This window comes from Streptomyces deccanensis (genome assembly GCF_022385335.1).
Lineage (GTDB): Bacteria > Actinomycetota > Actinomycetes > Streptomycetales > Streptomycetaceae > Streptomyces > Streptomyces deccanensis.
On sequence record NZ_CP092431.1, the window covers coordinates 6,359,863 to 6,372,341 of the forward strand.

Below are 12,479 nucleotides of genomic sequence, written 5' to 3' on the forward strand. Positions count from 1 at the left end.
TCCCGCGCCGCCTACTGTTCCAGCGCGTCGAGTGCGCCCAGCTGCCCCATCAGCCCGAGCCGGTCGTACTCCCACCAGCCCTCGACGATCTTCCCGTCCGACGAGAAGCGGTGGATCGTCGTGCCGGTCATGCTGACCTCCCGCCCGGTGGCCGCGATCCCGAGGAAGTCGCCCTGGTGCGTGGCGTTCCACGTCCAGCGCGTGCACACCCGGTCACCCTGCGCGATCTGGTCCCGGATCGCGAACGAGAAGTCGAAGGCGGCCCGCCACATGCCGACCTCGCGCCTGACCGCGTCCATGCCGATGGCGTCCTGTGGGTTGGCCGGATCGTGGTCGTGATAGTCCTCGATCAGCACGTCGTCGAGCGGCGGCAGTTCGCCCTCGGTCGCGATCGTCTCGAAGAACCTGCGCGCGTTCGCCGCGTACAGCTGCTCGTCGCGCACCACGTCCAGATCGGTGAACGTGGGCATCTCCTCGCACAGCGCCACCATCTCCTGGAAGATCCGCTCCGTCTCCGGCAGCCCGGAGTTGCGCATCGCCTCCTCGTACGACGGGAACTCCACGATCTCCACGAAGTGCGACCCGTCCGAGCGGTCCTTCCCGATCACGCTGTGCGTCGCGGTCCGCTTCCCCCTGGTCTGCTCCACCCAGGTGTCCATCAGCCGGTTCATCTCGTCGAACCGGCTGGTCCTGCAGTCGATGAGCTGCACGAATGTCATGACACACCGCCTCCCGACCCCCCTGGGTCCGGACGAACAGCTCCATTGTCCCGCCGGGCCGCCGCGCTCACCCGCTGGACCGTTCCGCGCCCGCTACTGCGGCCCGTACTTCCGTCCCGTCTTCGAGCTGATCCCGCCCAGCAGCCCGCGCGGCACCACCTTCACCACACCCATCAGGGCCTTGTACCGGGGGTCGGGGATGGAGACGGTCCGGCCGCGGGAGAGGTCGGCGAGGGCGGCGGTGACGAGCTTGTCGGCGTCGAGCCACATCCAGGAGGGGATGTTGTCGGTGCCCATGCCGGCCCGGTCGTGGAACTCGGTACGGACGAAGCCGGGGCACAGCGCCATCAGCCGCACCCCGGTGCCGGCCAGATCGCGCGCGGCACCCTGCGTGAACTGCACGACCCACGCCTTCGACGCCCCGTACGTGCCGCGCGGCACGAACGCCGCGACCGAGGCCACGTTCACCACGCCGCCCCGGCCGCGCTCGCGCATGGCCTCGGTGGCCGCCGAGGTGAGGCGCAGGACCGCCTCGCAGTGCACCTTGAGCATCCGCAGCTCGTCGGCCATGGAGACGTCGAGGTAACGGCCCTTGTTGCCGAAGCCGGCGTTGTTGACCAGCAGGTCGACCGGGTTCCTGCGGTCCGCCAGCCGCCGGGCCACCGACTCGATGCCCTCGTCCGTCGCGAGGTCCGCCGTCAGCACCTCCGCCTCGATGCCGTGGCGGTCGTGCAGTTCGGTCGCCTGCTCCCGCAGCCGCTTGGTGTCACGCGCCACCAGCACCAGGTTGTGCCCGTCCGCCGCCAGCCGCCGCGCGAAGGCGGCACCGATCCCCGCGGTCGATCCCGTAATCAGAGCCGTTGTCATGGCGCAAGCGTAGTGACCGGGACTGCGGGGGTCCGCTTGCTCCACCGCACGTTCACCAGCGACTTCGCCGACGCCCCGGCGAACCCCCGCACCACCGTGGCACCTTCACCGGCACCCCGTCCCGCACAGGCCCGTCACTCCTGCGCCGCCACGTACTTCCGCGCGATCTCCAGCACCTCGGGATGCAACGCCTCGCCCGCCGCCAACAGCCGCGGCAGCAGGGAGTGTTGATCCATCGTGGCGCGGAAGGCGAGAGCCACGGTGACGTCGTGGTCGGGCCGGTGCACGATCTCGATCGGGTCGCCCGCGCTGATCTCGCCCGGCCGGATCACCCGCAGATACGCGCCGGGCGCGCCCTGGCGGGTGAAACGCTTGACCCAGCCCCGCTCGCCCAGGTGGCGCTGGAAGTTGAGACAGGGGACGCGGCCGGACGTGACCTCCAGGACCACCTCGGAGCCGATCCGCCAGCGCTCGCCGATGAGGGCGCCGGAGACGTCGAGGCCCTCGGTGGTGAGGTTCTCGCCGAAGACGCCGCTGGGCAGGGTGCGGCCCAGCTCGCGCTCCCAGCCGTCCAGGTCCTCCCGGGCGAAGGCGTAGACCGCCTGGTCGTCGCCACCGTGGTGCTTCGTGTTGCACACCGCGTCCCCGGCCACCCCGCTGGCGCCGACCCCCTTGGGTCCGGGCGCCGCCACCCGCACCGGCCCGTCCACCGGCCGCTTGTCGATGCCCGAGACCCTCTTCGACTCCTCCACGACGTCGACGGCCTTGGCACGCCCCACATTCAGTGACAGAAGCTTCATACAGGCACGGTAGGCGGCGGACGGTCAAAGCGTCGACGGGGTATTCAGCGCGCGGTCCAAGCCCCGCTTATGCTCGACCGCGTGATCGAGGCCCGCCATCTCCGTGTCCTGCGCGCCGTCGCCGCCACCGGCTCCTTCTCGGCGGCCGGACGGGAACTCGGCTGCACCCAGCCCGCCGTCAGCCAGCAGATGAAGGCGCTCGAATCCTCCGTCGGCACCCCGCTGCTGGTCCGCACCGGCCGCGAGATGCGGCTGACCCAGGCGGGCGAGGCCCTGGTACGGCACGCGGCCGGCATCCTCGCCGGGCTCACCGCGGCCGAGGAGGAGGTCGCCGCCATCGCCGGGCTGCGGGCCGGACGGGTCCGCCTGGTCTCGTTCCCGAGCGGCAGTTCCACCCTCGTGCCCACCGCCCTGGCCGCCCTGCGCGCCGATCACCCCGGCACCCGGGTCTCGCTGGAGGAGGCCGAACCGCCGCGCTCGGTCGAGATGCTCCGTGACGGCGACTGCGACATCGCGCTCGCCTTCCGCTACGAGGGCGCGGCCGGAGCCGAGGAGGGGGAGTGGGACGACCTGGTCGTGCGCCCGCTGCTCATGGACCGGCTCGTCGGGCTCGTCCCGCAGGGGCACCGACTGGCCCGCGCGGGCTCCATCGGCATCGGGGAACTGGCCGGGGAGTCCTGGATCGCCGGCTGTCCGCGCTGCCGGGGGCAGCTGGTGCGGGTCTGTGAGAGCGCGGGCTTCACGCCCCGGATCGACTTCGCGACCGACGACTACCCGGCGGTGGTCGGTCTGGTGGGCGCGGGGCTGGGGGTCGCGGTGCTGCCGGAGCTGGCCGTGGAGTCCGTACGCCCCAAGGGGGTCCGCACGGTGTCGGTCGAGCCGGTGGTGCACCGGGAGATCGTGGCGCTCACCCTGCCGGACCTGGCTCTGGTGCCCACGGTCGCGGCGACGCTGGACCGGCTGGCCGGAGCGGCCGCGCGCTAGCGCCTGGGAGCACGGGCATCTGGTGCCCGCGCTGAAGAAACGTTCTTTCAGGTGTCCGAACCGGTCTCGCTGCCGGACGCGGACGCCGTCACCAGCCGGTGGCGCGCCCTGCCCATGAGCTCCTCGCGCTCGTCCTCGGTCAGCCCGCCCCACACGCCGTACGGCTCGCGCACCGCGAGGGCGTGGGCCGCGCACTGCGCGCGTACCGGGCATCGCATGCAGACCTCTTTGGCCGAGTTCTCACGAGCGCTCCGTGCCGCACCGCGTTCTCCTTCGGGGTGGAAGAAGAGTGAGCTGTCGACCCCACGGCAGGCCGCGAGGAGCTGCCAGTCCCACAGATCAGCGTTCGGTCCGGGAAGGCGGGAGAAATCTGCCATTGCGTGTCCCCTTGTTGCCGTTCTGGGAGGAGATGTTGCCCATGACCGTACATCGACTATCTAAGGAGATGAAAATATGACTCATTGCGAATCTAGCCTCAGACACCAATAAATGGGAACAAAAACGTCTGAATGGGGCATAGGTTGTGATGAAACGTTGAGGGTCCCTGCGCATGTCTGCACCGTGTCCGCCCCCTCACGTAGAGTGCCGAAGGTGACCAGCCATCCCGTAACTCTTTCGAGTGACCGTCGTTGAGACGGGCGGAGGCGGTTGAAGGAACAAGCGCTCGGGCAGGCGTTCGTGTCCGCTCGTGAGTGTCGACCGCACAGGTGACGATTTCGTACCAGCCTGGAGGCTCAAGGTGACGCGCATCAGCTGCGGAGGGCGGCCATGACATCCGTCCTCGTCTGCGACGACTCCCCGCTTGCCCGAGAGGCGCTGCGCCGCGCGGTGGCGACCGTGCCCGGCGTCGAGCGCGTGACCACGGCGGCCAACGGCGAGGAAGTCCTCCGCCGCTGGGGGGCCGACCGCTCGGACCTGATTCTGATGGACGTACGCATGCCCGGTCTGGGCGGCGTCGAGACCGTGCGGCGGCTGCTGTCCGCCGACCCCGGGGCGCGCATCATCATGCTCACCGTCGCCGAGGACCTGGACGGCGTGGCCCTCGCGGTCGCCGCCGGAGCCCGGGGCTACCTGCACAAGGACGCCTCCCGCGCGGAGCTGCGCGCCACGGTGACCCAGGCCCTCGCCGACCCCACCTGGCGGCTCGCCCCGCGCCGGCTGCGCTCGGCCGAGATGGGTGCCGCGCCGACGCTCACCGCCCGCGAGATCCAGGTCCTGGAGGGCATGAGCCACGGCCGTTCCAACGCGGAGATCGGTCGCGAGCTGTTCCTCTCCGAGGACACGGTCAAGACCCACGCCCGGCGCCTGTTCAAGAAGCTCGGCGCCTCGGACCGCGCGCACGCGGTGGCGCTCGGTTTCCGCTGGGGTCTGGTCCGCTGAGTGGACCGTGCCGGGGGTGGTCCCCCACAAGGGAGGAGCCCCGCCTGCCGCACGGCGGGCGGGGACGACGAGACGATCCGCCGGGTGCCCGCTGCTCGTTTCGCCGCGGATGCCGCATCCTTGAGGTGTGGAGTTCCTAGGGGAGCAGTCGAACGAGCGGGAGGGGAGGGCGCAGGAGATGAGTTCCGGCGCGCCTGCTCATAACGCTTCGGTGCACAACCATGGACGTGGCGCCACGGACCGGACGGCCGCAAGGCACCATGGACCGATGCGCGACGACGAGACGACAGTGATCGGTGCGCTCGTGCATCGCGCGGTCGACGGGGACGAGCAGGCCACGCACGATCTGCTCGCCCATGTCCACCCCTTGGCGCTGCGCTACTGCCGCACCCGGCTGTCCCGGCTGCCGGGCGACGCGCGGCACTTCGTGGAGGACCTGGCGCAGGAGGTCTGTGTCGCCGTCCTCCTCGCGCTGCCGCGCTACAAGGACACCGGAAGGCCGTTCGAGGCGTTCGTCTTCGCCATCGCCGGCCACAAGGTCGCCGACCTCCAGCGGGCCGCGATGCGCCACCCCGGGTCGACGGCCGTCCCCTCGGACGAGATGCCGGAGCGCCCCGACGACTCCCTCGGTCCCGAGGAGCGCGCCCTGCTCAGCAGCGACGCCGAGTGGGCCAAGAAGCTCCTGGCCAACCTCCCGGAGAACCAGCGTGAGCTGCTGCTGCTGAGGATCGCGGTGGGGCTCACGGCCGAGGAGACCGGGCAGATGCTGGGGATGTCACCGGGCGCGGTCCGGGTGGCCCAGCACCGGGCACTGAGCAGACTCCGGGCACTGGCCGAGCAGTGACCGTACGGCTCCCAGGGCGCCCCGCATGAACAGGCGGGGCGCCTTTTCCGTACGAATATACGAAGCCCGGCCGTACTTCGTACCGTGGAATGTGTGCCCCGCGCTTCCCGTTAGCATGGACATCCGCACCGATCAAGGCCATTTGGGGAAGGTGTCATGACTGCCAACGTCGACGGAGTGCCCGATAAATTCGCGACGCTCGGGCTGACCTACGACGACGTGCTGCTGCTGCCGGGCGCGTCGGACATGGCACCCGACGAGATCGACACCGCCTCGTACGTCTCCAAGAACGTGCGGGTGAACATCCCGCTGCTCTCGGCCGCGATGGACAAGGTGACCGAGTCCCGCATGGCCATCGCCATGGCCCGCCAGGGCGGCGTCGGCGTGCTGCACCGCAACCTGTCCATCGAGGACCAGGCCAACCAGGTCGACCTGGTGAAGCGCTCCGAGTCCGGCATGGTCGCCGACCCGATCACCGTGCACCCGGACGCCACGCTCGCCGAGGCCGACGCGCTCTGCGCCAAGTTCCGCATCAGCGGCGTCCCGGTGACCGACGGCAACAAGAAGCTGCTCGGCATCGTCACCAACCGCGACATGGCCTTCGAGACCGACCGCACGCAGCGGGTCCGGGACGTCATGACGCCGATGCCGCTGGTCACCGGCAAGGTCGGCATCTCCGGCGTCGAGGCCATGGAGCTGCTGCGCAAGCACAAGATCGAGAAGCTGCCGCTGGTCGACGACGCGGGCATCCTCAAGGGCCTCATCACGGTCAAGGACTTCGTCAAGGCCGAGAAGTACCCGCACGCGGCCAAGGACGGCGAGGGCCGACTCCTCGTCGGCGCGGCCGTCGGTGTCGCCGGTGACGCCTTCGAGCGCGCCCAGGCCCTCATCGAGAACGGCGTCGACTTCATCGTCGTCGACACCGCCCACGGCCACTCCCGCCTGGTCGGCGACATGGTCGCCAAGATCAAGTCGAACTCCTCCGGCGTCGACGTCATCGGCGGCAACATCGCCACGCGTGACGGTGCCCAGGCCCTGATCGACGCCGGCGTGGACGGCATCAAGGTCGGCGTCGGTCCCGGCTCCATCTGTACGACCCGTGTCGTCGCCGGCATCGGCGTCCCGCAGGTCACCGCGATCTACGAGGCCTCCCTCGCCGCCAAGGAGGCCGGTATCCCGGTCATCGGCGACGGTGGCCTGCAGTACTCCGGCGACATCGCCAAGGCCCTGGTCGCGGGCGCCGACACCGTGATGCTCGGCTCGCTGCTCGCGGGCTGCGCCGAGTCGCCGGGCGAGCTGCTGTTCATCAACGGCAAGCAGTTCAAGTCGTACCGGGGCATGGGTTCGCTGGGCGCCATGCAGTCGCGCGGCGACCGCAAGTCGTTCTCCAAGGACCGCTACTTCCAGGAGGGCGTCGCCTCCGACGAGCAGCTCGTCCCCGAGGGCATCGAGGGCCAGGTGCCCTACCGCGGCCCGCTCTCCTCGGTCGTGCACCAGCTGGTCGGCGGCCTGCGCCAGTCGATGTTCTACGTCGGCGGCCGTACCGTCCCGGACCTCCAGGCCAACGGCCGGTTCGTCCGGATCACCTCCGCGGGCCTCAAGGAGAGCCACCCGCACGACATCCAGATGACCGTCGAGGCGCCGAACTACAGCCGTAAGTAGACAGCGGACCTCGTGAGGGCGGCCTCGGTGCATCCGGGGCCGCCCTCGTCGTGCCCGTCGGCGATACTGGTAGACGCTGAACGCATCAGGGAAAGGCCACAGACGTGACTGAGATCGAGATCGGGCGCGGCAAGCGCGGCCGCCGGGCGTACGCCTTCGACGACATCGCCGTCGTCCCCAGCCGCCGTACGCGGGACCCGAAGGAGGTCTCGATCGCCTGGCAGATCGACGCCTACCGCTTCGAGCTGCCGTTCCTGGCCGCCCCCATGGACTCGGTCGTCTCCCCGGCCACCGCGATCCGCATCGGCGAGCTGGGCGGCCTCGGCGTCCTCAACCTCGAAGGGCTCTGGACCCGGTACGAGGACCCGCAGCCGCTGCTCGACGAGATCACCGGCCTGCCCGACGAGGCCGCGACCCGCCGCCTCCAGGAGATCTACGCCGCTCCCATCAAGGAGGAGCTGATCGGGCAGCGCATCAAGGAGGTGCGCGACTCCGGTGTGGTGACCGCCGCCGCGCTCTCGCCGCAGCGCACGGCCCAGTTCTCCAAGGCCGTCGTGGACGCGGGTGTCGACATCTTCGTCATCCGCGGTACGACTGTGTCGGCGGAGCACGTCTCCGGCTCGCACGAGCCGCTGAACCTGAAGCAGTTCATCTACGAGCTGGACGTCCCCGTGATCGTCGGCGGCTGCGCCACCTACACGGCCGCCCTGCACCTGATGCGCACGGGCGCGGCCGGTGTCCTCGTCGGCTTCGGCGGCGGCGCGGCGCACACCACGCGCAACGTGCTCGGCATCCGGGTCCCGATGGCCACGGCGGTCGCCGATGTCGCCGCCGCCCGCCGGGACTACATGGACGAGTCCGGCGGCCGGTACGTGCACGTCATCGCGGACGGTGGCGTCGGCTGGTCCGGCGACATCCCGAAGGCGATCGCCTGTGGCGCGGACGCCGTGATGATGGGCTCCCCGCTGGCCCGCGCGACGGACGCGCCCGGCAAGGGCAACCACTGGGGCATGGAGGCGGTGAACGAGGAGCTGCCGCGCGGCATGAAGGTCGACCTCGGCACGGTCGGCACGATCGAGGAGGTCCTCACCGGGCCCTCCCACACGCCCGACGGTTCCATGAACCTCTTCGGCGCGCTGCGGCGGGCGATGGCCACGACCGGGTACAGCGAGCTGAAGGAGTTCCAGCGCGTCGAGGTGACGGTGGCGGATTCGCCGCACATGCGGTGACGCTGCGCTCGCCTTGAGCGGGGTTCGGGGCTCGGTTGCCTGAGGGCGACCGGGCCCTTTCGCGTGCCCAAGTGGGCTGTTGGGGGCGTGAGTTGCGGGGGTGGGGGCGCGTGGTTGCGTTTGGGGCGAATGTGGGCCGAACGGGCGTAGCCGGGCGATAGCGTTCGTGTCCGGCGCCCAGCTTGGCTGGGAGCCCCCTTCCAAGGACACGATCCGGACCCCGCCCTCGGGGCCCGGCCCGATTCCGACGGACCGTCCACCGGGCGGTGTCGTGGAAGGGGGCGCCCATGGGACGTCACCGCAAGCCCACTCGCTGGGACCGGATCCGTCTGCGGATGGTGAAGTGCCGGAGGAGGTGGATCTTGCGGATTTACGGATGGTGAGCGGCCGCCCCCACGTCAGCTAGGGGCGGACACTCCGTGAACCATCCAGGAGCTCGTCGCAGACCCAACTGCGGCGGGCTCCACTTTTCTTGTTGTGGATGGTGAGCGGCCGCCCCCAAACCAAGTAGGGGCGGACACTCCGTGAACCATCCAGGAGCTCGTCGCAGTGCTCGCTGCGGCGGGCTCCGCCTGTTTCCGTACGGTACCGGTGGAGGCGGGCGGCTGCCAGCGGCCCCAGAGGCCAGGGGTTTGCCGTGCGCCCCCTCTCACAACCTGTGCGCCGCCCCCGTGGGCGTGGCCCCCCGGGTGTCCAGCAGCAGTTGCGCCTTCACCGACAGGCCCTGGAGGTCGTACGTGCGGTGCTGCTGGAGGAGGATCGTCAGATCGGCGTCGGCGGTGGCCTCGTAGAGGGAGTCGGCGCGGGGGATGGGGCGGTCGAGGACGCTCCAGGTGGGGATGTGCGGGTCGTGGTAGCTGACGTGGGCGCCGAGTTCGATGAGGCGGCGGGCGATCTCGTCGGCGGGGGTGCCCTCTTGGTCGGGGACGTCGGGCTTGTAGGTGATGCCGAGCAGGAGGACGCGGGCGCCCCGGGCCGACTTGCCGTGCTCGTTGAGGAGGGTGGCGGCGCGCTGGACGACGTACTGGGGCATGCGGTGGTTGACCCGCTGGGCCAGTTCGACCATGCGCAGTGAGCGGGGGGCGTGCCCTGCCAGGTCCTGGGGGAGGGCGTGGCCGCCGACGCCGGGGCCGGGGCGGAAGGCCTGGAAGCCGAAGGGCTTGGTCTCGGCGCAGCGGATGACGTCCCAGAGGTCGACGTTCAGGTCGTGGCAGAGGGCGGCCATCTCGTTGACCAGGGCGATGTTGACGTGGCGGTAGTTGGTCTCCAGGAGGTGGACCGTCTCCGCCTCGCGCAGGCCACGCGCGCGTACCACCTTGTCGGTGAGGCGGCCGTAGAAGGCGGCCGCCGATTCCGTGCAGGCGGGGGTGAGGCCGCCGATCACCTTGGGGATGTTGGCGGGGCCGTAGGCGCGGTTGCCCGGGTCCACGCGCGCGGGGGAGTAGGCGAGGTGGAAGTCGCGGCCGGCGCGTAGGCCGGAGCCCTCTTCGAGGAGGGGGCGCAGGAGGTCCCCGGTGGTGCCCGGCGGGACCGGGGACTCCAGGATGACCGTGGTGTGCGGGCGCAGCCGGGCGGCCAGGGTGCGGGCGGCCTCCTCGACCTGGGTGAGGTCGAGCGAGCCGTCGGCGCCGAGGGGGGTGGGCGCGCAGATGACCGCCGTACGGACGCGGCCGAGTTCGGCTGGGCTGGTGGTGGGCTTGAAGCCGCGGGCCAGCATGCGGCGCAGTTCGCCGGGGGTGAGCGAGCCGGAGTCGGGCCCGGTGCGGTAACCGAGCGTGGCGATGCCGGCGGCGACGGCGGCCTGGGCCAGCGGCAGCCCCAACTGGCCGAGTCCGATCACGGCGAGATCTGCGGGCATGGCGGGGCCGTCCTTCCCAGTAACCGAAGCGGGACAGACGCGCAAGCCCGGTGGTCTGGATGAGCGAGCGCAATGTCACATTAGGCGGAAATATGACCGATATGCGGGATTGGGAGAGTGTTTTTCTGTGCGCGTCCTGCGGAGTTATCCACAGGCTGGGGGCCGGTGGTGGCCGAACTCGGGCAACACGGTCAGAATTTTGGGCAGGGGATGCGAGAGCGACGAAAGAGCTGGGTCTCGCCTGACGGGCATGGACGGATGAGGCCGACGCGACGGACAGCGGGAGGCAGCGGTGAGGACAGCGGCACTGGGACCGGCGCAGCGCGCCGAGTCACTGGCGGGTATGGCCGAGCGCGAGCTGGACGTGCTGGTCGTGGGTGGTGGCGTGGTCGGTGCGGGCACGGCCCTGGACGCCGTGACCCGCGGTCTGTCCACGGGCCTGGTCGAGGCGCGTGACTGGGCGTCGGGCACCTCCAGCCGGTCCAGCAAGCTGATCCACGGCGGCCTGCGCTATCTGGAGATGCTCGATTTCGCCCTCGTCCGCGAGGCCCTGAAGGAGCGTGGGCTGCTGCTGGAGCGGCTGGCCCCCCATCTGGTCAAGCCGGTCCCCTTCCTCTATCCCTTGCAGCACAAGGGGTGGGAGCGGTGGTACGCCGGCTCGGGCGTCGCGCTGTACGACGGGATGTCCATGGCGCGCGGACACGGGCGCGGGCTCCCGATCCACCGTCACCTGACCCGTCACCACGCCCTGCGCATCGCGCCCTGCTTGAAGAAGGACGCGCTCGTCGGGGCGCTGCAGTACTACGACGCCCAGATGGACGACGCGCGGTACGTGGCCACCATGGTCCGCACGGCCGCGTCGTACGGGGCGAAGGTCGCCAACCGCGCGCGGGTGACCGGGTTCCTGCGGGAGGGCGAGCGGGTCGTCGGGGCCAAGGTGCAGGACGTCGAGGGCGGCGGGGAGTACGAGATCCGCGCCCGGCAGGTCGTGAACGCGACCGGGGTGTGGACCGACGACACCCAGGCGATGGTCGGCGAGCGCGGGCAGTTCCACGTCCGGGCCTCCAAGGGCATCCATCTGGTCGTACCGAAGGACCGGATCCACTCCACGACCGGGCTGATCCTGCGGACCGAGAAGTCCGTGCTGTTCGTCATCCCCTGGGGGCGGCACTGGATCGTGGGCACGACGGACACCGACTGGGACCTCGACAAGGCGCATCCGGCGGCGTCCAGCGCGGACATCGACTATCTGCTGGAGCATGTGAACTCGGTCCTGGCGGTGCCGCTGACGCGGGACGACGTGCAGGGGGTGTACGCCGGGCTGCGGCCGCTGCTCGCGGGGGAGTCCGACGCCACCAGCAAGCTCTCGCGGGAGCACATCGTGGCGCATCCGGTGCCGGGGCTGGTGGTCGTGGCCGGCGGCAAGTACACGACCTACCGGGTCATGGCCAAGGACGCGGTGGACGCCGCCGTGCACGGGCTCGACCAGCGGGTCGCGGAGTGCGTCACCGAGGATGTGCCGCTGCTGGGGGCCGAGGGGTACCGGGCGTTGTGGAACGCGCGGGCGCGGATCGCGGCGAGCACCGGGCTGCACGTGGTGCGGGTGGAGCATCTGCTGAACCGGTACGGGTCGGCGACCGAGGAGGTGCTCGAACTGATCGCGGCCGATCCGTCGTTGGGTGAGCCGCTGCACGCGGCCGACGACTATCTGCGGGCCGAGGTGGTGTACGCGGCCTCGCACGAGGGGGCGCGGCATCTCGACGACGTGCTGACGCGGCGGACGCGGATCTCGATCGAGACGTTCGACCGGGGGACGCGCAGTGCGCGCGAGGCGGCCGAGTTGATGGCTCCCGTGCTCGGGTGGGACAAGGACCAGATCGAGCGGGAGGTTCAGCACTACGAGAAGAGGGTGGAGGCGGAGCGGGAGTCGCAGCGGCAGCCGGACGACCTGACCGCGGACGCGGCGCGGCTGGGGGCGCCGGACATCGTGCCGCTGTAGTTCCGCAACCGCCGGACGGGCTCAGCGGGGTGGGCCGGCCTCAGAACGGGGGCCGGTTGTGAAGTGTGGGCGGGTGCGGTGAGGGGCTTGGAGGTGGGGTGGCCGGTTGAGGGGGGCCCTGGGCGTGGGGCGGTTGG

Annotated in this window: 11 protein-coding genes; 6 read left to right on the top strand and 5 right to left on the bottom strand. The window is 70.8% G+C overall.

Annotated elements, in window-relative coordinates:
- Positions 1-11 precede the first annotated feature (11 nt).
- From L3078_RS28470 to L3078_RS28480, 3 genes are all read right to left on the bottom strand, one after another.
- Positions 12-719 (bottom strand): ester cyclase, encoded by a 708-nt coding sequence (locus L3078_RS28470; RefSeq protein WP_239756766.1) that lies wholly within the window; start codon positions 717-719, stop codon positions 12-14.
- A 93-nt stretch (positions 720-812) separates the two neighbouring features.
- Positions 813-1,586 (bottom strand): SDR family NAD(P)-dependent oxidoreductase, encoded by a 774-nt coding sequence (locus L3078_RS28475; protein WP_239756767.1) that lies wholly within the window; start codon positions 1,584-1,586, stop codon positions 813-815.
- A gap of 134 nt (positions 1,587-1,720) precedes the next feature.
- The gene (locus L3078_RS28480) at positions 1,721-2,386 is read right to left on the bottom strand and encodes an MOSC domain-containing protein (RefSeq protein ID WP_239756768.1); all 666 of its coding nucleotides are present in this window, start codon (positions 2,384-2,386) and stop codon (positions 1,721-1,723) included.
- A gap of 81 nt (positions 2,387-2,467) precedes the next feature.
- Here L3078_RS28480 and L3078_RS28485 point away from each other — a divergent pair, with 81 nt between their 5' ends.
- The gene (locus L3078_RS28485; protein ID WP_239756769.1) at positions 2,468-3,370 is read left to right on the top strand and encodes a LysR family transcriptional regulator; all 903 of its coding nucleotides are present in this window, start codon (positions 2,468-2,470) and stop codon (positions 3,368-3,370) included.
- Positions 3,371-3,417: 47 nt separating this feature from the next.
- Here L3078_RS28485 and L3078_RS28490 read toward each other — a convergent pair whose 3' ends face one another.
- Entirely contained in the window at positions 3,418-3,747 is a 330-nt protein-coding gene (locus tag L3078_RS28490; protein ID WP_045559496.1) for a WhiB family transcriptional regulator, read from the bottom strand.
- Between the two features lie 391 nt (positions 3,748-4,138).
- On the opposite strand from L3078_RS28490, the gene L3078_RS28495 reads away from it, so the two are divergent.
- From L3078_RS28495 to L3078_RS28510, 4 genes are all read left to right on the top strand, one after another.
- Positions 4,139-4,750, top strand: coding sequence for a response regulator transcription factor (locus L3078_RS28495; RefSeq protein WP_003948568.1), 612 nt, complete (start codon positions 4,139-4,141; stop codon positions 4,748-4,750).
- 268 nt (positions 4,751-5,018) lie between these two features.
- Positions 5,019-5,594, top strand: a complete 576-nt coding sequence (locus L3078_RS28500) for a sigma-70 family RNA polymerase sigma factor (protein WP_005481141.1) — start codon at positions 5,019-5,021, stop codon at positions 5,592-5,594.
- A 156-nt stretch (positions 5,595-5,750) separates the two neighbouring features.
- On the top strand, positions 5,751-7,256 hold the full coding sequence (gene guaB / locus L3078_RS28505; protein ID WP_239756770.1) for an IMP dehydrogenase: 1,506 nt from the start codon (positions 5,751-5,753) through the stop codon (positions 7,254-7,256).
- A gap of 104 nt (positions 7,257-7,360) precedes the next feature.
- Positions 7,361-8,485, top strand: a complete 1,125-nt coding sequence (locus L3078_RS28510; protein WP_239756771.1) for a GuaB3 family IMP dehydrogenase-related protein — start codon at positions 7,361-7,363, stop codon at positions 8,483-8,485.
- Between the two features lie 649 nt (positions 8,486-9,134).
- On the opposite strand, the gene L3078_RS28515 is transcribed toward L3078_RS28510, so the two are convergent.
- On the bottom strand, positions 9,135-10,343 hold the full coding sequence (locus L3078_RS28515) for a nucleotide sugar dehydrogenase (RefSeq protein ID WP_239756772.1): 1,209 nt from the start codon (positions 10,341-10,343) through the stop codon (positions 9,135-9,137).
- Between the two features lie 292 nt (positions 10,344-10,635).
- Here L3078_RS28515 and L3078_RS28520 point away from each other — a divergent pair, with 292 nt between their 5' ends.
- The gene (locus L3078_RS28520) at positions 10,636-12,342 is read left to right on the top strand and encodes a glycerol-3-phosphate dehydrogenase/oxidase (RefSeq protein ID WP_239756773.1); all 1,707 of its coding nucleotides are present in this window, start codon (positions 10,636-10,638) and stop codon (positions 12,340-12,342) included.
- Positions 12,343-12,479: the final 137 nt, after the last annotated feature.

Excerpts from the sequence above, each read along its gene's own strand:
- L3078_RS28515 (WP_239756772.1), bottom strand. The coding sequence starts at position 10,343 with ATGCCCGCAGATCTCGCCGTGATCGGACTCGGCCAGTTGGGGCTGCCG.
- L3078_RS28480 (WP_239756768.1), bottom strand. The coding sequence starts at position 2,386 with ATGAAGCTTCTGTCACTGAATGTGGGGCGTGCCAAGGCCGTCGACGTC.
- L3078_RS28475 (WP_239756767.1), bottom strand. The coding sequence starts at position 1,586 with ATGACAACGGCTCTGATTACGGGATCGACCGCGGGGATCGGTGCCGCC.
- L3078_RS28490 (WP_045559496.1), bottom strand. The coding sequence starts at position 3,747 with ATGGCAGATTTCTCCCGCCTTCCCGGACCGAACGCTGATCTGTGGGAC.
- L3078_RS28500 (WP_005481141.1), top strand. The coding sequence starts at position 5,019 with ATGCGCGACGACGAGACGACAGTGATCGGTGCGCTCGTGCATCGCGCG.
- guaB (WP_239756770.1), top strand. The coding sequence starts at position 5,751 with ATGACTGCCAACGTCGACGGAGTGCCCGATAAATTCGCGACGCTCGGG.
- L3078_RS28495 (WP_003948568.1), top strand. The coding sequence starts at position 4,139 with ATGACATCCGTCCTCGTCTGCGACGACTCCCCGCTTGCCCGAGAGGCG.
- L3078_RS28470 (WP_239756766.1), bottom strand. The coding sequence starts at position 719 with ATGACATTCGTGCAGCTCATCGACTGCAGGACCAGCCGGTTCGACGAG.